General features: G+C 68.1%; 20 protein-coding genes. 12 read left to right on the forward strand and 8 right to left on the reverse strand.

The window, feature by feature from the left end:
• Positions 1 to 27: 27 nt before the first annotated feature.
• The 6 genes from fabZ (at position 28) to AOZ53_RS18950 (ending at position 4,372) form a co-directional block, all read left to right on the forward strand.
• Positions 28 to 483, forward strand: coding sequence for a 3-hydroxyacyl-ACP dehydratase FabZ (gene fabZ / locus AOZ53_RS18925; protein ID WP_006385190.1), 456 nt, complete (start codon positions 28 to 30; stop codon positions 481 to 483).
• Entirely contained in the window at positions 484 to 1,278 is a 795-nt protein-coding gene (gene lpxA / locus AOZ53_RS18930) for an acyl-ACP--UDP-N-acetylglucosamine O-acyltransferase (protein ID WP_006394504.1), read from the forward strand.
• Positions 1,275 to 2,471 (forward strand): lipid-A-disaccharide synthase, encoded by a 1,197-nt coding sequence (gene lpxB, locus AOZ53_RS18935; protein ID WP_054431139.1) that lies wholly within the window; start codon positions 1,275 to 1,277, stop codon positions 2,469 to 2,471. Before lpxA ends, lpxB begins: the two co-directional genes overlap by 4 nt.
• Complete coding sequence (gene rnhB / locus AOZ53_RS18940; protein WP_054431140.1) at positions 2,458 to 3,066, forward strand: ribonuclease HII; 609 nt, start codon at positions 2,458 to 2,460, stop codon at positions 3,064 to 3,066. The genes lpxB and rnhB overlap by 14 nt, the downstream gene beginning before the upstream one ends.
• Positions 3,063 to 3,851 carry a TrmH family RNA methyltransferase gene (locus AOZ53_RS18945; protein ID WP_054488894.1) on the forward strand — a complete coding sequence of 263 codons (789 nt, stop codon included), beginning with the start codon at positions 3,063 to 3,065 and terminating at the stop codon, positions 3,849 to 3,851. Before rnhB ends, AOZ53_RS18945 begins: the two co-directional genes overlap by 4 nt.
• Positions 3,852 to 3,934: 83 nt before the next feature.
• On the forward strand, positions 3,935 to 4,372 hold the full coding sequence (locus AOZ53_RS18950) for a hypothetical protein (RefSeq protein WP_231690642.1): 438 nt from the start codon (positions 3,935 to 3,937) through the stop codon (positions 4,370 to 4,372).
• A 59-nt stretch (positions 4,373 to 4,431) separates the two neighbouring features.
• Here the strand turns inward: AOZ53_RS18950 and AOZ53_RS18955 are convergent, their stop codons facing one another.
• Positions 4,432 to 5,259: a posphoenolpyruvate synthetase regulatory kinase/phosphorylase PpsR gene (locus tag AOZ53_RS18955; RefSeq protein ID WP_054431142.1), complete on the reverse strand. Its 828-nt coding sequence runs from the start codon at positions 5,257 to 5,259 to the stop codon at positions 4,432 to 4,434.
• Between the two features lie 191 nt (positions 5,260 to 5,450).
• On the opposite strand from AOZ53_RS18955, the gene ppsA reads away from it, so the two are divergent.
• On the forward strand, positions 5,451 to 7,817 hold the full coding sequence (ppsA, locus tag AOZ53_RS18960; RefSeq protein WP_006394510.1) for a phosphoenolpyruvate synthase: 2,367 nt from the start codon (positions 5,451 to 5,453) through the stop codon (positions 7,815 to 7,817).
• A 72-nt stretch (positions 7,818 to 7,889) separates the two neighbouring features.
• On the opposite strand, the gene AOZ53_RS18965 is transcribed toward ppsA, so the two are convergent.
• From AOZ53_RS18965 to AOZ53_RS18990, 6 genes are all read right to left on the reverse strand, one after another.
• A complete protein-coding gene (locus AOZ53_RS18965; protein WP_054488896.1) occupies positions 7,890 to 9,011 on the reverse strand; it encodes a PepSY-associated TM helix domain-containing protein in 1,122 nt (373 codons plus the stop codon).
• A gap of 16 nt (positions 9,012 to 9,027) precedes the next feature.
• Positions 9,028 to 11,493, reverse strand: coding sequence for a TonB-dependent siderophore receptor (locus AOZ53_RS18970; RefSeq protein ID WP_156333435.1), 2,466 nt, complete (start codon positions 11,491 to 11,493; stop codon positions 9,028 to 9,030).
• Between the two features lie 132 nt (positions 11,494 to 11,625).
• Complete coding sequence (locus AOZ53_RS18975) at positions 11,626 to 12,540, reverse strand: FecR family protein (protein WP_054431146.1); 915 nt, start codon at positions 12,538 to 12,540, stop codon at positions 11,626 to 11,628.
• 3 nt (positions 12,541 to 12,543) lie between these two features.
• On the reverse strand, positions 12,544 to 13,047 hold the full coding sequence (locus tag AOZ53_RS18980; RefSeq protein WP_054476884.1) for an RNA polymerase sigma factor: 504 nt from the start codon (positions 13,045 to 13,047) through the stop codon (positions 12,544 to 12,546).
• Positions 13,048 to 13,172: 125 nt separating this feature from the next.
• Entirely contained in the window at positions 13,173 to 14,015 is an 843-nt protein-coding gene (locus tag AOZ53_RS18985) for a bifunctional transcriptional activator/DNA repair enzyme AdaA (RefSeq protein WP_082380491.1), read from the reverse strand.
• A 111-nt stretch (positions 14,016 to 14,126) separates the two neighbouring features.
• Complete coding sequence (locus AOZ53_RS18990; RefSeq protein WP_054431152.1) at positions 14,127 to 14,864, reverse strand: glutamine amidotransferase; 738 nt, start codon at positions 14,862 to 14,864, stop codon at positions 14,127 to 14,129.
• A gap of 155 nt (positions 14,865 to 15,019) precedes the next feature.
• On the opposite strand from AOZ53_RS18990, the gene AOZ53_RS18995 reads away from it, so the two are divergent.
• From AOZ53_RS18995 to AOZ53_RS19005, 3 genes are all read left to right on the forward strand, one after another.
• Positions 15,020 to 15,460 carry an NfeD family protein gene (locus tag AOZ53_RS18995; RefSeq protein WP_054431154.1) on the forward strand — a complete coding sequence of 147 codons (441 nt, stop codon included), beginning with the start codon at positions 15,020 to 15,022 and terminating at the stop codon, positions 15,458 to 15,460.
• 150 nt (positions 15,461 to 15,610) lie between these two features.
• Entirely contained in the window at positions 15,611 to 16,537 is a 927-nt protein-coding gene (locus AOZ53_RS19000) for an SPFH domain-containing protein (RefSeq protein ID WP_006394518.1), read from the forward strand.
• Positions 16,538 to 16,563: 26 nt separating this feature from the next.
• Positions 16,564 to 17,754 (forward strand): GGDEF domain-containing protein, encoded by a 1,191-nt coding sequence (locus AOZ53_RS19005; protein WP_054431157.1) that lies wholly within the window; start codon positions 16,564 to 16,566, stop codon positions 17,752 to 17,754.
• Between the two features lie 16 nt (positions 17,755 to 17,770).
• Here the strand turns inward: AOZ53_RS19005 and smpB are convergent, their stop codons facing one another.
• On the reverse strand, positions 17,771 to 18,238 hold the full coding sequence (gene smpB, locus AOZ53_RS19010; RefSeq protein ID WP_006394520.1) for an SsrA-binding protein SmpB: 468 nt from the start codon (positions 18,236 to 18,238) through the stop codon (positions 17,771 to 17,773).
• A 104-nt stretch (positions 18,239 to 18,342) separates the two neighbouring features.
• Here smpB and AOZ53_RS19015 point away from each other — a divergent pair, with 104 nt between their 5' ends.
• Positions 18,343 to 18,777, forward strand: coding sequence for a type II toxin-antitoxin system RatA family toxin (locus AOZ53_RS19015; protein ID WP_006385176.1), 435 nt, complete (start codon positions 18,343 to 18,345; stop codon positions 18,775 to 18,777).
• On the forward strand, positions 18,767 to 19,040 hold a 274-nt coding region (locus tag AOZ53_RS19020; RefSeq protein WP_054488900.1), incomplete at its 3' end, for an RnfH family protein. The genes AOZ53_RS19015 and AOZ53_RS19020, both read left to right, overlap by 11 nt.

A 19,040-nucleotide genomic window follows, 5' to 3' on the forward strand; every position in this document is an offset into this window, starting at 1 on the left:
ATTCATTACGCAGGAATTCACAGAAAAATGGAACTCGACATCAAGGGGATCATGGAGAGGCTGCCGCATCGTTACCCGATGCTGCTGATTGATCGTGTCGTCGAAATGGTGCCCGGCAAATCCATCGTCGCCATCAAGAACGTCTCGATCAATGAACCGTTTTTCAACGGCCACTTCCCCCACCATCCGGTGATGCCGGGCGTGCTCATCGTGGAAGCGATGGCCCAGGCTTCGGCGCTGTTCTCGTTCACCGACGAGAACGGCGGCCTGAAGTGCGAAGGCGCCAAGACGGCCTACTACCTGGTCGGCATCGATGGCGCGCGTTTCCGCCGTCCGGTGGTGCCGGGCGACCAGTTGCGCATCGAGGTCGAAGCCGAGCGCCTGAGCCGCAGCATCTGTAAATACCAAGCGCGTGCCACCGTCGACGGACAGGAAGTGGCGTCGGCCAAGCTCATGTGCGCGATCCGTAGCCTGGAAGAGTAAATGGCAGGAAACATCCATCCCACCGCCGTCGTTGATCCGGCGGCGAAAATCGACCCCAGCGTGGTCATCGGCGCATTCTGCGTCGTGGGACCCGATGTGACGATCGGCGCCGGCACCGAGCTCGGCCCGTATTGCATGGTCGATGGCGTGACCACCATCGGGCGCGACAACCGGTTCTACCGGTATTGCTCGATCGGCGGCATGCCGCAGGACAAGAAGTACAACGGCGAGCCGACCCGCCTGGTGATCGGCGACCGCAACACGGTGCGCGAGTTCGTCACGCTGAACACCGGCACGGTGCAGGATGGCGGCGCCACGACGCTGGGCGACGACAACTGGATCATGGCCTACGTGCACGTGGCGCATGATTGCCATGTCGGCAGCCACACCATCCTGGCCAACTCGGTGCAGCTGGGCGGCCACGTCCACGTCGGCGATTGGGCCATCGTGGGCGGCCTTACCGGCGTGCACCAGTTCTCGCGCATCGGCGCCCACAGCATGACGGGCGGCAACAGCTCGCTGATGCAGGACACGCCGCCGTTCGTGCTGGCCGCGGGCAACCCGTGCCGTCCGGTCGGCGTCAACGTCGAGGGCCTGAAGCGCCGCGGCTTCACGCCGGCCCAGGTGTCGGCGCTGCGCGACGCCTACAAGATCATCTACCGCCGCGGCCTGTCGCTGGATGACGCGCGCGCCGAATTGCGCGCCCGCCAGCAGGCCGAGCCCGAAGTCGCCGAGCACCTGCAGACGCTGCTGGATTTCCTCGACGTGTCGTCCCGCGGCATCATCCGTCCATGAACAGGCGGATCGGCATGGTGGCCGGCGAGCCCTCGGGCGATCTGCTGGCCGGACGCATCATTGCCGGTCTGCAGCAGCGCGCCCCGGGCGTGCTGTGCGAGGGCATCGGCGGCCCGCAGATGCAGGCGCGCGATTTCGACACCTGGCACCCGATGCATGCGCTGACGGTGTTCGGCTACGTCGACGCGCTCAAGCGCCTGCCGAGCCTGCTGCGCACCTATCGCGACGTTTCACGCCGCTGGCTGGCCGAGCCGCCGTCGGTGTTCGTCGGCATCGACGCGCCCGATTTCAACCTGCGCCTGGAGCACCAGCTGCGCCAGGCCGGCACGCCCACCGTCCATTTCGTCGGTCCCTCGATCTGGGCCTGGCGCTACGACCGCATCCACAAGATCCGCGAATCGGTGTCGCACATGCTGGTGCTGTTCCCGTTCGAGGAAGAGATCTACCGCAAGGAAGGCATCCCGGTCACCTATGTCGGCCATCCGCTGGCCGGCGCCGTGCCGATGCAGCCCGATCGCGCCGCCGCGCGCACGCGGCTCGGCATCGACCAGGACGCGCGCGTGCTGGCGATCCTGCCGGGTAGCCGTTCGTCCGAGATTCGCCTGCTGGCGCCGCGCTTCCTGCAAGCCGCGCAGATGCTGCAGAAGCGCGATCCGGCGCTGCAGTGCGTGGTGCCGATGGTCAACGACCAGCGCCGCGCCGAATTCCAGGCGATCCTGGCCAAATACCCGGTGCCGGGGCTGCGCTGCGTCACCGCCCAGGACCTGCACGGCGCCGATGGCGATCGCCAGGCGCCGGTGGCGTGGTCGGTGATGGAAGCCAGCACCGCGGTGCTGGTGGCCAGCGGCACCGCCACCCTGGAAACCGCGCTGTACAAGCGGCCCATGGTGATTTCCTACGTGCTGTCGCCGCTGATGCGCCGCATCATGGCCTGGAAGTCCGGCCAGGAACGGCCGTATCTGCCGTGGGTGGGCCTGCCCAACGTGCTGCTGCGCGACTTCGCGGTGCCCGAGCTGTTGCAAGACGACGCCACGCCGGAGAAGCTGGCCGAGGCCACCTGGACGGCCTTGACCGACGAAGCCCTGGCGGCGCGCATCGAAGCGCGTTTCACGGCCCTGCACCAGGAACTGCTGCGCGATACGCCGGCGCTCGCCGCCCAGGCGATCCTGGAGGTGGCCGGTGGAGCAGCCTGACCTGTTTGCCGCGCCGGCGCAGCCGGCCTTGGTGACGGCCGGCGTCGACGAAGCCGGCCGAGGTCCGCTGGCGGGCGCCGTGTACGCGGCCGCCGTGATCCTGAATCCGGCCCGGCCCATCGACGGCCTGGCCGACTCCAAGGTGCTGAAGGCCGCCACGCGCGAGGCGCTGGCGCTCGAGATCCAGGCGCATGCGCTGGCCTGGTGCGTGGCCAGCGCCAGCGTGGCCGAGATCGACAGCCTGAACATCCTGCGCGCCACCTTGCTGGCGATGCGGCGCGCCGTCGAGGGCCTGTCGCTGGCGCCCCAGCTGGCGCTGGTGGACGGCAACCAGGCGCCCAAGCTGGGCTGCACGGTGCAGACGGTGATCAAGGGCGATGCCCTGGTGCCGGCGATCTCCGCCGCATCGATCCTGGCCAAGACCGCGCGCGACGCCGACCTGCTGCGCCTGCACGCGCTGTACCCGCAGTATGCGTTCGATCAGCACAAGGGCTACGGCACCGCCTTGCACCTGCAGATGCTGCGCGAACACGGCCCCTGCGCCGAGCATCGCCGCAGTTTCGCGCCCATCAAGGCCTTCGGCCTGGTCTCATGAAACACATCAGTTCCCGCGACAACCCCGCGGTCAAGGCGCTCGTCAAGCTGGCGGGCACCGCCGGCAAGCGCGGTGCGCCCGTGCTGCTGGACGGCGTGCACCTGTGTCAGGCGTGGCTGCAGCATCATGGCGCGCCGGACCAGGCCATCTTCGACGTCGACCGCCTGTCGCAGCCCGATATCGCGGCGCTGGCGGCCGCCGTGCCGGACGCCCGCTGCCTGGCGCTGGACGCCCGCCTGATGCAGGCGCTGGCCAGCGTCGAAAGCGGGCAGGGCGTCGCCTTCGTGGTGACGCCGCCGTCGCTGTCCCTGCCCGAGGCGGTGGACGAGAATTGCGTGCTGTTCGACCGTATCCAGGACCCGGGCAACGTCGGCACCTTGCTGCGCACCTGCGCCGCGGCCGGCATCAAGCGCGTGTTCCTGGCCACCGGCACCGCCGCCGCCTGGTCGCCCAAGGTGCTGCGCAGCGGCCAGGGCGCGCATTTCGCGCTGGCGATCCACGAGCACGTGGACTTGCCGGCGCTGCTGCCCGGGTTGCGCGTGCCGCTGTTGGCGACCGCGCTGGAAGGCGCCCAGGACCTGTACGCCGGGCGCCTGCCCGAGCGTTGCGCCTGGGTCTTTGGCCATGAGGGCCAGGGCGTGGCCGCCGAGTTGCTGGCGGCGGCGCGGCTCAGGCTGCGCATTCCTCATGACATGGCCGCGGTGGAGTCGCTGAACGTCGGCGCCGCCGCCGCCATCTGCCTGTTCGAGCAGCGCCGCCAGGCGCTGGCGGGCGCGCCGCGCTGATTCTGCATTGGTGCGTGTCTGAGCCCGCCGGGGGGACGCCGGGCCGGCATATACTCGACGCTTTGCCGCTCCCAAGGTGTTCCATGGCGCCATTGCCGGTCGCTCATTCCCTGTCAGGCCGCGCCACGCGCGCGCGCTGCCAGTCGTTGCTTGCCGCCTGCCTGTGCGCGCTGGCGCTGGGCGGATGCGCCTCGGGCAAGCCGCAACGGGTCAGCCTGGTGCCGGTCGACATGACCGAATCGGCCGGCCGGCTGCAACTGTCGCGCGAGGTGGTGGCGAAGCTGCCCAACGACGCCGCCGTGACGCTGCCTTCCGGCTCGCAATGGCGGCGGGCCGGCGCCATCGTGCAGGGCGACGTGTTCCGGCCGCTGGGCGGCCCGTTCTCGATTGCCTTGCCGCGCCGCACGGAGGCCTATCTGGTGGCCTCGTCCGGCAAGCTGGTGGGCTTCTACCTGCCGGTCGACAGCAGTTACATCGAACTGTCCCGTCCCGTCGTCCTGCCCGGGGCGGTGCGGCAGTGACGGATGGGCGCAGCCGGGTTTGCCGATCAGGGCGCGCCAATGGCGCGCCCTGATCGTTTTCAGCCGCGGTCCAGGCCCACTTCCTGCAGCACCGTGGTCGAGATCTCCTCGATCGACTTGGTGGTGGTGGAGAGCCACGAAATGCCCTCGCGGCGCATCATGCGCTCGGCCTCGGCCACTTCATAGCGGCACTGCTCCAGCTGCGCGTAGCGGCTGTTGGGGCGGCGCTCGTTGCGCACTTCGGACAGGCGCTCGGGCTGGATCGACAGGCCGAACAGCTTGGCGCGGTGCGGCGCGATGGTCGAGGGCAGGGTGCCGCGCTCGAAATCGTCGGGCGTCAGGGGGAAGTTGGCGGCCTTGATGGCGTATTGCATGGCCAGGTACAGGCTGGTCGGGGTCTTGCCGCAGCGCGAGACGCCCACCAGGATGACGTCGGCCTGGTCCAGCTGATTGACGAACTGGCCGTCGTCGTGGGCCAGGCTGAAGTTGATGGCGTCGATCCGGTTGCGATACTTTTCCGAATTGGCCTGCATGTGCGAGCGGCCGATGGAATGGCTGGATTTGAGCCCCAGCGCCTGCTCGATGTGGCTGACGAAGGTGCCGAACAGGTCCAGGAAAATTCCGTTCGCCTGGCGAACACGAGCCAGGATGTCGGGGTTGACCAGGGTGCTGAAGACGATCGGCGGCACGCCGGCCTCCAGGGCGCTGCGGTCGATGCGCATGGCCACTTCGGCGGCCTTTTCCAGCGTGTCGACAAACGGCAGCCGCACCGGCTTGAAATCGACTTGCTCGAACTGGGAAAGCACCGACTGGCTGAAGGTTTCCGCGGTGATGCCGGTGCTGTCGGAAACGATGTATACCGTGCGTACGATCGGGGTAGATGTCATATGTAAAAATTCCAACCAGGCGGATGGCCGGATGTGCTCCTCCGAGTACAATCAGGCCCCTATAAGTCACCCCAAGGGCGGTCCAAGGCCAGTTTGGTCAGCGCAGGCGGATCGGCGAAATCCAGGCGGTAGCCGGCGTCGAATCTGCATTGACCAAACTCGCTTTCATTCCATTGTAAAAGGTGACTTCAATGTCGTACGTTGTTTTGTTCGAGCAGCTCCGCATGACGGACGTGGACTCGGTAGGAGGCAAGAACGCATCACTAGGCGAAATGATCAGCCAGCTGTCTGGCGCGGGTGTCCGCGTGCCGGGCGGCTTTGCCACGACCGCTGACGCCTTCCGCGACTTCCTCCAGGCCTCCGGCCTGGACAAGCGCATCGCCGAACGCCTGACCACGCTGAACCCCGAAGACGTCCGCGAGCTGGCCAACGCCGGCGCGCAGATCCGTCAATGGATCGTCGAAGCGCCGTTCTCGGCTGAATTCGAAGCGCAGATCCGCGACGCCTTCGCCAAGCTCGACGCCGATGGCAAGGGCTCGTTCGCCGTGCGCTCGTCGGCCACCGCCGAAGACCTGCCCGACGCCTCGTTCGCCGGCCAGCAGGAAACCTTCCTGAACGTGGTCGGCATCGACGACGTGCTGGACAAGATCCGCCACGTGTTCGCCTCGCTCTACAACGACCGCGCCATCTCCTACCGTGTGCACAAGGGCTATGCCCACGCCGATGTGGCCCTGTCGGCCGGCATCCAGCGCATGGTGCGTTCGGACAAGGGCAGCGCCGGCGTGATGTTCACCATCGACACCGAATCGGGCTTCCAGGACGTGGTGTTCATCACCTCGTCGTACGGCCTGGGCGAAACCGTGGTGCAGGGCGCCGTCAACCCCGACGAGTTCTACGTCTTCAAGCCCACGCTGGCCCAGGGCCATTTCCCCATCGTCGGCCGCCGCATCGGTTCCAAGCTGATCAAGATGGAATTCGATCCCGAGCGTCCGGAAGGCCGCGCCGTGCGCACGGTCGACGTGCCGGTGTCCGAGCGCAACCGCTACTCGCTGACCGACGACGAGGTCAACGAGCTGGCCCGCTACGCCGTCATCATCGAGAAGCACTACGGCCGCCCGATGGACATCGAGTGGGGCCGCGACGGCGTCGACGGCAAGATCTACATCCTGCAGGCGCGCCCGGAAACGGTGAAGTCGCAGCAGGGCGCCAACGACGTGCAGCAGCGCTATCGCCTGAAGGCCACCGGCCAGGTCCTGATCACCGGCCGCGCCATTGGCCAGAAGATCGGTTCGGGCCCGGTGCGCGTGGTCGGCGACATCTCCGACATGGACAAGGTGCAGCCCGGCGACGTGCTGGTCACCGACATGACCGATCCCAACTGGGAACCCGTCATGAAGCGCGCCTCGGCGATCGTGACCAACCGCGGCGGCCGTACCTGCCACGCGGCCATCATCGCGCGCGAGCTCGGCATTCCGGCCGTGGTGGGTTGCGGCAACGCCACTGACCTGCTCAAGGAAGGCCAGGCCGTGACCGTGTCGTGCGCCGAGGGCGACGAAGGCCGCATCTATGACGGCCTGATCGAGACCGAAGTCGAGGAAGTGCGCCGCGGCGAGATGCCCGCCATCGACCTGAAGATCATGATGAACGTGGGCAACCCCCAGCTGGCGTTCGACTTCGCCCAGATCCCCAACGGCGGCGTCGGCCTGGCGCGCCTGGAATTCATCATCAACAACAACATCGGCATCCACCCGAAGGCGGTGCTGGACTACCCGAACGTCGACGGCGAGCTGAAGAAGGCCGTGGAATCGGCCGCCCGCGGCCATGCCAGCCCGCGCGCCTTCTTCGTCGAGAAGATGGCCGAAGGCGTGGCCACCATCGCGGCGGCCTTCTACCCGAAGCCCGTGATCGTGCGCATGTCGGACTTCAAGTCCAACGAGTACCGCAAGCTGGTCGGAGGTTCGCGCTACGAGCCCGAGGAAGAGAACCCGATGCTGGGCTTCCGCGGCGCTTCGCGCTACATCGCCGACGACTTCGCCGAGTGCTTCCGCATGGAATGCGAAGCGCTCAAGAAGGTGCGCGATGACATGGGCCTGACCAACGTCGAGATCATGGTGCCGTTCGTGCGCACCCTGGGCCAGGCGGAAAAGGTGGTCAACCTGCTCGCCAAGCACGGCCTGGCGCGCGGCGAGAACGGCCTGAAGCTGATCATGATGTGCGAAGTGCCCTCCAACGCCATCCTGGCCGACGAGTTCCTGCAGTACTTCGACGGCTTCTCGATCGGTTCGAACGACATGACCCAGCTGACCCTGGGCCTGGACCGCGACTCCGGCATGGAGCTGCTGGCGGCCGATTTTGACGAACGCGACGAGGCCGTCAAGTTCATGCTGCGCCGCGCGATCAAGGCTTGCCTGGCCGCCAACAAGTACGTCGGCATCTGCGGCCAGGGCCCCAGCGATCACCCGGACTTCGCGCAGTGGCTCAAGGATGAAGGCATCCTGTCGATGTCGCTGAACCCGGACACGGTGGTCGACACCTGGCAGCGCCTGGCGAAGCAGTAAGTCGCCCGCGTTGACGCAAACCCCCGCATTCGAAAGAGGCGGGGGTTTTTTCTTGGGGCGGCCCGGCGGCGGTCAACCCCTGGCTGCCGCGCCCGGCCCGCGCCGCCTGGGCAGATACAGGTAGAGCCCCGTGACCAGCACGGCGATGGCCGCCAGATCCAGCAAGGCCCAGATCAGTTTGAGCGGCAGGCCGGCGTAGTTGCCGAAATGCAGCGGCCGTGAGCCCTCCAGCAGCCACATGTACCAGGGCGGCGGATCCGCGTCGAGCAGTGCGCCGTCGGCGATGCGCACCACGACCGGTTGCAGCAGGTGCCGCGTCAGCGGCGTGCGGCCCTGCATGAAGACGGTACAGGCGCCGTCGGACGAGAACAGCGAACCGGGCAGCGCCAGGAAGCTGATGTCGTGCTCCGGCAGTGTGCGCCGGGCCAGGTCGACGGCGGCCTGCAGCGGCCTGGCGACCGGCGGGCCGGGCGGCGGCGCGGCCAACTGCCGGCTGGCCGCATGCTCGCGCCAGGCGCCAAAGACGAACGAATCGAGCGTGTTGATTGCGCCGCTCAGTCCGACCACGGTCAACCAGAACAACAGCACCATGCCCAGCAGATTGTGCAGGTCCAGCATGCGCAGCAGCCGCGAACGCCCCTTGCGCACGGTGCCGAACGGCGTCTTGCGCATGAAGCCGCCGTACAGCGCCACGCCGGAAACCAGCGATACCAGCAGCAGCGCGCCCATGACGGCGAGGATCAGGCTGCCCGGCATGCCCAGCAGCATGTCGGTATGCAGCCGCAACAGCAGGGCCATCGGCCCGCCGTGGCGCCAGTCTTTCTCGCTCCAGGCCTCGCCGGTGACGACGGGGCCGCGCGCATCGACCAGCGCGAAGGGCTTCTGGCCGGGCGCGCCCGGGCTCAGCCCGAAACGGTACTGGTGAGGTTCGTCGAGCCAGACGATGAAGCGGATGTCCCGGCGCGGGTATTGCTCGCGCACCCGCGCGGCCATGGCATCCACGTCCCGTGGCGCGGCCGCCTCCCGCGCCGGCGGGACACGGGCGGGGGTGTCGAACCACGCATCGATCTCGTCATGGAAGATCAGCGGCAGCCCGGTCAGGCACAGCATCAGCAGGAACAGCGTGCATGCCAGGCTGGACCACGTATGCAGCCATCGCCAGATGCGCAGGCGGCGCGGGGCGTCGATGCTCATGCCAGGGCGCCCACGCTTACCAGCGGTAGGTCAGGGTGCCGATGACGGTGCGTCCGGCGCCGTAGAAGCACTTGGTCGCGGTGGCGCACGCCGATACGTATTCGCGATCGAACAGGTTGCTGGCGTTGATGCCGGCGGTCAGTCCCTTCAGCGAAGGGATGGCTTGCCCCAGGTCGTAGCGCACCGCGGCATCCACCACCGTGAAGGGCGAGACCTTCAATGTGTTGTCGGCGTTGGCATAGCTGCTGCCGACGTAACGCACGCCGCCGCCCAGGCTCAGGCCGGCCAGCGCGCCGCTGTGGAAGGTGTAGTTGGCCCAGGCGTTGGCGCTGTGGCGCGAGACGTAGGTGGGGTGCTTGCCCTGCGCGGTGGTGCTGCGCGTGTTGACGTTGTCCATCAGGGTGTAGGACGCCAGCAGGTCCAGGTTGCGCGTCAGGCTGGCCTTGCCTTCCAGTTCCAGACCGCGCGAGCGCACCTCGCCCGTCTGGATGCTGTAGTTGGTGTTGGCCGGATCGGTCGTGAGCACGTTGCTCTGGGTGAGCTGGTAGACGGCGGCGCTGACGAAGGCGTCCTGGCCGGGCGGCTGGTACTTGATGCCGGCCTCGTATTGCTCGCCCTTGGTGGGCTTGAACAGATTGCCCTGGGCGTCGGCGTCGGCCACCGGCTGGAACGAACGCGAATAGCTGACGTAGGGCGCCACGCCGTTGCTGAATTCATAGACTGAGCCAAGGCGCCAGGTGAAGGCGCGGTCGGACTGGTGGGTGGTGTCTCCGTTGATCCGGTTGCGCCGGTCGTTGCCCGCCCAGTCCTGGCGGATGCCGCCCAGCAGCGTCCATTGGCCCAGTTTCACCTGGTCCTGCGCGTACAGGCCTATCTGGTCCAGCGTCTGCTTGCTGCGCACGGTGATCGACGGCGTGGCGATGGCGGCGTCGTAATCGGGCCGATTGATCGACAAGGATGGCGCGGCGCCCATGCCCTGGTCTTCGCGATAACTCAGGCGCTGGTAGTCGATGCCGAACAGCGCGGTGTGCGCGAGGGCGCCGGTGTTGAAACGGGCCTGGGCATGGTTGTCCGCGGTTACTGCGTCCATGTTGGCGTGATTGACGATGGCGCGCCGCGTCAGCAGCGGATTGGCCGGATCGGCGGCATTCAGTACCGTGGTGTAGACGCTCTTGTAGTCCGTTTTCATCTGCATGTAGCGCAGGTTGGACTGCACCGACCAGACCTCGTCGATCCGATGCTCCAGCAGATAGCCCAGGGCCGTCTGCGTGCGCTTGAATTCATCGAAGCGCGGCGACCCGTCGAAGAAGCGGCGACCGAGGCGGCCGCCGCCGGGCAGGTCCTGGATGGTGCCCACGGCCGGCAGGAAGCCGAAGTAGCCGCCATAGGGATCATGCTGGTACTGCGCCAGGAGCGTCAGCGAGGTGTCGGCGTTGGGGCGGAACGTGACGGCCGGCGCGATCGCCACGCGCTCGTCCTTCTGGTAGTCGATCTGGGTCTTGCCGGTGTGAGCGACGCCGGTCAGCCGGTAGAGCACCTTGCCGGCGTCGTCCACCGGACCGCCGAAGTCGAAGGCGGCCTGCCCGAAGTTGTGGCTGCCCGCCTGCAATTCGATCTCGTGCAGCGGCGTGGCGGTGGGTTTCTTGCTGACCAGGTTGATCAGGCCGCCCGGAGTGCCCTGGCCGAACAGCACGGATGACGGGCCGCGCAGCACTTCGATGCGTTCCAGGTTGTAGGTGTCGATCTGCGGGATGGCGTAGTTCGTGCCCAGCAGGCGCATCCCGTCCAGATAGGCGTAGTCGTAATTGATGCCACCGCCAAAGCCGCGGTAGATCACCGTGTCGTAGCGCGAGCCGCCGGCGCCGCGGTATTCGGCGGTCAGGCCAGGCGTATAGCGCAGCGCCTGGCGCACGTTCTGCACCGCCTGGTCGTCCATTTGCTGGCGTGTCACCACCGAGATGGATTGGGGCGTCTCGATCAGCCGGGCGTCGGTCTTGGTGCCGGCGCCGGAAGTGTCGGCCACGTATCGGACGGTCTCGCTCGCGCCTTGCACCCGGATGGGGTCGAGCGTGGTGGCGTCGCTCGCGGTGGCGGGCAACTGCGACACGATCAGGGTGTTGCCGCTGTGGCGCCAGCCCAGGCCCGAGCCGGCCAACAGGCGCGTCAAGGCCTCATCGCGGGTATAGCTGCCGTGCAGCGCGGGGGCGGTCCGGTCGCGCGCGATGTCGCCGCTCATGACCAGTTGCAGGCCGGTGGACGCGGTATAGGACAGCAGGGCGCTGGCCAGCGGCTGGCTGGGGATATCGAAGCGTTGATGCGTGGCGGCGTCGGCGGGAGCGGCTTGCGCCTGGGCCGCGGGTTGGCCCGCGGCCCAGGCGGTGGCCGCCAGCAAGGCGGCCGCCAGGCGGCGCAAGCCGTGGCGGCCGGTGTGCAGGGAGGCGCCAGCGCGGTGGCGTAGGGGATGGTGTTGTGCGGCCGACATGTGCGGTTTGCCCTTGTTCGTGTTTCGATATCGCGACGGCGAATTGCGCGTCCTCTCCCTGTCAAACACCGGACGGGCGGGAACTGATGATCGAAGCGGGCGGGAAGTTGGTAACTGAATGTTGTCGGGTGGTCAGCGCGCGTAGACCAGGGTGGCGTAGCCCGCCACGACACGCAGCCGGATCGGGAAGGTTTCCGCCAGGCCACGCAGGGCCTCCTGCGGATCCGCCGTGTGGAAGGCGGCCGTGACCGGCAGCGCGCCCACGCCGGCATCCATCAGGAAGATGGGGCCGCGCTGGTAGCGTTGCAGCTCGGCCAGCACGGTGGCCAGCGGCACGTCGTTGAACACCAGGCGGTCCTGGCGCCAGGCCAGCGCGGCCGCCTGATCGAAGCGCGCGGGCGCGGCGCCGCCCGAGACGCCGTACCGCATCTGCCAGCCGGCTTCGAGCGTCACGGGGGGCGCGTCGGGACGCGGCCGCACCGCGACCGCATGCTCGGTGACCGATACGGTGACGATGTCGTCCAGCAGCTTGACGTCGAATTGCGTGCCGAGCGCAGTGCTGATCCCCTGGCCGGCCCGCACGGAAAAGCGCCGTGCGGCGTCGGCGGCGACCTGGAAGTAAGCCTGGCCGCGATGCAGGGTCAATTGGCGTTGGCGGCTGTCGAAGCGGACCGACAACGCGGTGTCGCTGCCCAGTTCGAGCGCGCTGCCGTCGGCCAGGACGATGCGGCGCCGTTCGCCGATGCCGGTGCGATAGTCGGCCAGCAGGTGCAGGCGCGACAATGCATATAGCGCGGGAACCGTCACGGCCGCCGCGAGCACGCCCAGCATGGCGCGGCGACGATGCATGCGGTCAGCGACGGGGCGAACCGCGTCGAAGCGGTTCCACAGCGCCTGCGCCCGCGCATAGGCGGCGGGGTGGGCCGGGTCGGCCTCCAGCCAGCCGGCGAAGGCGCGGCGATCCTGTTCGGTGGCGTCCTCGTCGTGCAGCCGCGCGAGCCATTCCAGCGCGGCCAGGTAGATCGGGTCCTGGGCGGGGGCGGCCATGGCTCAGGCGGGTTCCAGCGCGGCGTCCAGCTGCGCCATGGCGGCCACGACCTGCGAGATCACGGTATTGCGGCTGGTGCCCATGCGTTCGGCGATCTCGTCATAGGACAGGCCTTCGATGCGCTTGAGCACGAAGGCCTGGCGGCGGCGTTCAGGCAGCGCCGCGATGGCCTCCAGCAGGCGTTGCAGCTCGCGCCGGTACATCACGATCATTTCCGGCGTGGGGCGGGAGTCGGGGAGGTGGTCCAGTTCCAGGCCGGTCAACTCCACCTCGGCGCGGCGGCGCGCATCGCGCAGGTGGTTGAGGGCCAGGTTGTGGGCCGCCCGGGTGATGTAGCCGGCATTGACCTGGGCGCGCTGGGCGCCCATGCGCAGCAAATTGGTGAAGGCCTGCTGCACGACGTCCTCGGCCGCGCCCTGGCTGCCGACGATACGGCGCACGATGGCGCGCAGGCGCCGCACTTCGGCTTGGTAGAGGGCGGAGATGTCGCCAACAGGCACGTTCATGGCAGGCCGGCGGGCGAGAAAGCCCGCGTGAGAACAGTCAAATACGATTGACAACTGTTCTCAATTATAGCGGGCTTGCCATCCGTGCCGCGCAGCGCCCCTGGCAAGGACGCGGGCCATGTCCTTCAGGCCGCCTTGGCCTCGCGCTCGATCAGTTCGCGCTTGCGCTCGATGCCCCAGCGGTAGCCGGCCAGCGAGCCGTCGGTGCGCACCACGCGATGGCAGGGGATGGCCAGCGCGATGTTGTTAGTGGCGCAGGCCCGCGCCACCGCGCGCACCGAACGCGGCGAGCCGATGCGTTCGGCGACGTCGGTGTAGGTGACGGTGGTGCCCACCGGGATCTCGCGCAGCGCCTCCCAGACGCGGCGCTGGAAGGCGGTGCCGCGCACGTCCAGCGGCAGGTGCAGGCCCACCGAGGGGTTCTCGACGAAACCGACCACCGCCGCCATCCATTGCTCGAATTCCTGGTCGGCACCGATCAGCCGGGCCGCCTTGAAGCGGTCCTGCAGGTTGCGCACCAGCTGTTCGGGATCCTCGTGCAGCGCGATTTCGCAGATGCCGGTGTCGCTGGCCGCCACCAGCAGCGCGCCGAGCGCGCACTGGCCCACGGCGAAGCGGATCTCGACGCCTTCGCCGTCCTTGCGGAAGGCGGTGGGCGTCATGCCGAGGATGGCCGGCGCGGCCTCGTAGAAGCGGCCGCTGGAGTTGAAGCCGGCGCCGTACATGGCGTCGGTGACGCTGGCGCTCTGGCGCAGCTGCTGGCGGGCGCGGTCGGCGCGCAGCGCATTGGCGTAGGCCTTGGGCGTGATGCCGGTGGCCGCCTTGAAGATGCGGTGGAAGTGGAAGCGGCTCATGCCGGCCTGTTCGGCCAGCGTGTTCAGGTCGGGCGGCTGCTCGGCCTCCAGCGCCCGGCAGGCGCGTTCGACGGCGGCGGCGTGCTGTTTGCTCAAGGGGGCGGCGTGGGTCATGTCGGGCTCCAGGGGCGCGCCGGTTTGCGCGCTTTCGACAATGTTCTCAAAGGCCGGCCCGCGCCGCACTCCGGTTGTTGCCGGGGGCGGCTCGCGCCCCAGGCCCGGGCCTCAGGCCAGCGCGTAGGCGTCCAGGAAGCGGCGCACCAGTTCGCCCGACACCGGGGTGGCGCGCACGTTGGCGGACAGGCCGGGCACGTCGAGGTTCTCGGCGGCGTAGCGGCGGCCGAAGCGTTCGAGGTGGGCGCGCACGAAATCGGGGCCGAATTCGGGGTGGAACTGGGTCGAGAAGATGTTGCGGCCGATGCGGATCATCTGGTGCGGGTCCAGGTCGGAACGCGCCAGCACGGCCGCGCCGGGCGGCAATTGCAGCACGGTCTGCGCATGCAGCATCTGCGCCGGGAAGGTGGGCGGCAGGCCGGCCAGCAGCTTGTCGCCGGCGGCAGCGGGCAGCAGTTCGACCGTCTGGGTGCCGACTTCGCGGCCGGCGGGGTTGTAGCCCACCTTGCCGCCCAGGGCGTGCGCCAGCAACTGGTGGCCGTAGCAGATGCCGAACATCGGCAGGCCGGCCGCGGCGGCCTCGCGCAGCCAGGCGGCGGTGTCTTCGCTCCAGGGTTCCAGGTCGGTGACCATGGCGGGCGAGCCGGTGATCAGGGCGGCGCGGTACTGGTCCGGCGCGCGCGGGCGTTCGCCGGCGTGGACGGCGACCACTTCAAGGGCGTCGGGCGTCAGGCCGGAGGCCCGCGCCAGCTGCTCGGCATAGCCGCCGAACTGGCTTTTGAGCGTATCGTCCGGGTCGCCCGTGTGCAGGATGAGGACGGGGCGGGCGGAGGAGATTGCAGCGGTCATTGGGGTGTGTGCGTGGAAAATGCCAGCGGCCGGGGACGGCAGCCAGCGCACATCATAATCCAGGCGATTGTCCAGGGGCGGCGGGGGTGTCACCGCGGCGTCATGGAAATACGTACAATCCGCTGACCGACTCATCCTTTCAGGCGAACGTAACTATGTGGATTTGGTTAGGGCTGGCCGCGCTGGCGCTCATAGGCGAACTGGCGACGGGAACCTTCTACTTGCTGCTGGTGGCGCTGGGATTGGCCGCGGGCGGTGTCGCCGCCTGGCTGCTGGCGGGCCTGGAATGGCAGCTGGTGGCGTGCGGCGTCGTGCTGCTGCTGGGCCTGCTGGTCCTGCGCAAGACGCGCGTCCTGAAAAAGCGCGAGGTCGACGCGTCCCGCAACGCCGACGTCAACCTGGACATCGGCCAGACCGTCAAGGTGGAAGCCTGGAGCCAGGACGGCAACGCGCGCGTCTGGTACCGCGGCGCGCACTGGCAGGCGGAACTTGCCGAGGGGCAGCCGGCCCACGGCGGCGAACACATCATCACCGAAATGCGCGGCACGCGCCTGGTCCTGACTCCGAAGGGGGACGCGACCGGCGCCACGCGCTAGGGCGTGGCGGCGTGGCGGGCTTGGAGCCTGGCCGCGCCGGCCCGTCCCGAGGCAGGACCCGGACCCGCGCAGACGGGCCGGCCGCAGCAGGCGCCCTGACTTTCGCGGGCAGGCGCGTCACCGCATTCACCCCAGAAGAGGCACCACACCATGATCGATAACTCCACCATCGTCCTGCTCGTCATCGTCGCGCTGGCGATCCTGATCGTCATCAGGGCGATCGCCATCGTCCCCCAGCAGCACGCCTGGGTGGTCGAGCGGCTGGGCAAGTTCGACCGCGTACTGTCGCCGGGCGCCGGCTTCGTGATCCCGTTCATCGAGCGCGTTTCCTACAAGCACTCGCTCAAGGAAATCCCGCTGGACGTGCCGAGCCAGGTCTGCATCACGCGCGACAACACCCAATTGCAGGTGGACGGCGTGCTGTACTTCCAGGTGACCGACCCGATGCGCGCCTCGTACGGCTCGTCCAACTACATCTCGGCCATCACGCAGCTGGCGCAGACCACGCTGCGCTCGGTGATCGGCAAGATGGAACTGGACCGCACCTTCGAGGAACGCGACGCCATCAACAGCACCATCGTGTCCTCGCTCGACGAGGCCGCGCTGAACTGGGGCGTGAAGGTGCTGCGCTATGAAATCAAGGATTTGACGCCGCCCAACGAGATCCTGCGCTCGATGCAGGCGCAGATCACCGCCGAGCGTGAAAAGCGCGCGCTGATCGCGGCCTCGGAAGGCCGCCGCCAGGAACAGATCAACATCGCCACCGGCGAACGCGAAGCCGCCATCGCCCGCTCGGAAGGCGAGAAGCAGGCCCAGATCAACCAGGCGCAGGGTGAAGCCGCTGCCGTGCTGGCCATCGCGGAAGCCACCGCCAAGGCCATTACGCAGGTGGCCGACGCGGTGCGCCAGCCCGGCGGCATGGAAGCGGTCAACCTGAAGGTGGCCGAGCGCTACGTCGAGGCCTTCGGCAACGTGGCCAAGGAAGGCAACACCCTGATCCTGCCGGCCAATCTGGCGGACGTGGGCGGCATGATCGCCTCGGCCATGACCATCGTCAAATCCACCCGCAACAGCTGAACCGCGCGCCGTGAGGCGCCCCGCCCATGATTGCTCCCGTGCATTTGCTGTTGATCGCAGTACTGACGGGAGTGCTGTCGCTCTGCGTGCTGGGATCCCTGGCGCGCAGCGGCATGGCGGGGATCCGCGAAACCATACGCGCCAACCTGCTCACGCTGTTGGCGTTTTTTTTATTCGGGCTGCAGGCCACCGAGGCGCCGCGCTGGCTGTCGATCCTGCTGCCCAACATGCTGGTCAGCCTGGCGCTGTGCGCCTATTACACCGGCCTGCGGCGCCTCCTGGGGCAGCGCCTGCCGCGCCACCTGATGGGCCTGGCCTGCGCCACCGCCTGGCTGGTGCTGGTGGGCTACACCTACCTGGACAGCCAGGTCGCGCCGCGCATCGTGGCCATGTCGGCGCTGCAGATGGGCTTCATGTTCGCGGTGGCCGCGGCGGTGTGGCAGGGCCGGCCGGCCAACCGCTCGCGCTACAGCTACTACTTCGTCTGGTCGGTGGCGATGATCTCGGGCGTGACCTGCGCGCTGCGCGTGGCGCTGTTCGCCTCCGGCGTGGCCCACGCCGATTTCCTGCTGCAGCCGACCGCCTGGAACATCCTGTTCATGACGCTGGGCGTGCTGGCGATGCCGTGCCTGTCGCTGGGCACCATCATGATCATCCATGACCGCATGCTGGCCGACCGCGAGCAGGAGGCCAGCACCGATTTCCTGACCGGGCTGATGTCGCGCAAGGCCTGGTGGCTGCAGGGCGAGCGCTACTGCGCCCACGCCCTGCGCACGCGCCGGCCGCTGACGCTGATGGTGCTGGACATCGACCATTTCAAGCGCATCAACGACACCCACGGCCATGCCGCCGGCGACGCGGTGCTGCGCCATTTCGGCCTGCTGGCCACGGCCACGCTGCGCACCGGCGACCACGTGGGCCGGGTGGGGGGCGAGGAATTCAGCGTGCTGTTCGCCGACATGCGCAGCGATGCGGTGATGGAGGTGGCGGACCGGCTGCTCGATTCGGTGCGGCGCACGCCGTGCGCGCATGGCGGCAGCACCATCGCCTATACCTTCAGCGCCGGGGTGGCGGACTGGCTGCCGGGCGAGAACCTGCAGGCCTTTTTCGAGCGCGCCGACCGCATGCTGTACGCGGCCAAGCAGGGCGGCCGCAACCGGGTGACGGGACCGGGCGTGAGCCTGGTCGAGCCGCCGCCGCTGCCGGTGGCGGCCTGATGCCGCGAGGCGGGGGTCAGCTGTCCTTGCGCGAGGCGCGGGTGTCGTGCTTCATGATGCGTTCTTTTTCGCGCTGCCAGTCCTTTTCGCGGGCCGTGTCGCGCTTGTCGAACAGCTTCTTGCCGCGGCCCAGGGCGAAATCGAGCTTGATGCGGCCGTTCTTGTAGTGCAGGTTGAGCGGCACCAGGGTGTAGCCGCGCTGTTCGACCTTGCCGATCAGCTTGCTGATTTCCTCGGCCTTGAGCAGCAGCTTGCGGGTGCGCATGGCGTCCGGATGGATGTGGGTGGACGCGGTGGGCAGGGGGCTGACGTGCATGCCCAGCAGGTAGAGTTCGCCATCGCGCACGATGACGTAGCTTTCCTTGAGCTGCACGCGGCCATCGCGGATCGCCTTGACTTCCCAGCCCTGGAGCACCAGGCCGGCTTCGTAGCGGTCTTCGATGAAATAGTCGTGCGTGGCTTTGCGGTTATCGATAATGCTCATCTTGTGGGGCCCAATATGCCCGTTTGTTCTTCGTTTGTGCTCGTTTGCGCCCCGGCGGCGCAGTGCCGGTAAAATCCTATCATTCTAGCCATTTGCGATAGTCGATGCACAAAGTACAGCGATCCGTCCTGGTGCCCTACAGCGCCGCCCAGATGTTCGACCTGGTCGCCGACGTGGAAAAGTACCCCGAGTTCATGCCGTGGTGTGGCGGCGCCGAGGTGCAGACCCGCGACGAGCACGGCATGCAGGCGTCCATCCTGATCAGTTTCGCGGGCATGAAGCAGCGCTTCACCACGCGCAACCGGCACGTCTACCCCGACCGCATCGACCTCGAACTGGTCGACGGACCCTTTTCCAGCCTGGTGGGGCACTGGGAGTTCCAGCCGCTGGCCGAGGATGCCTGCAAGGTGCTGTTCACCATGGAATACGCCTTTTCCAACCGGGCGCTGGAGATGGTGGTGGGGCCTGTGTTCAACCGCATCGCCACCAGCTTCATCGATTCCTTCACCAAGCGCGCGCAGGCCAAGTATGGCGAATGAGCCGTCCGCCGCCGGCCAGATCGAGGTCTCGGTCTGTTATGCCTTGTCGGCCCAGGTCTGGCTGCGCGAACTGCGCCTGCCGGCCGGCGCGACGGTGGCCGACGCCCTGCGCGCCAGCGGTTTCGCCCAGGCCTTTCCGGTGGTCCAGCCCTGGGAGCGGGGCGTGGGCGTGTTCGGCCGCGTGGTCGAGGCCGGCACGCCGCTGGCCGACGGCGACCGCGTCGAGATCTATCGCGGACTGAGCTTCGATCCCAAGGAATCGC

This window comes from Achromobacter sp. 2789STDY5608621 (genome assembly GCF_001299375.1).
GTDB lineage: Bacteria > Pseudomonadota > Gammaproteobacteria > Burkholderiales > Burkholderiaceae_B > Achromobacter > Achromobacter insuavis.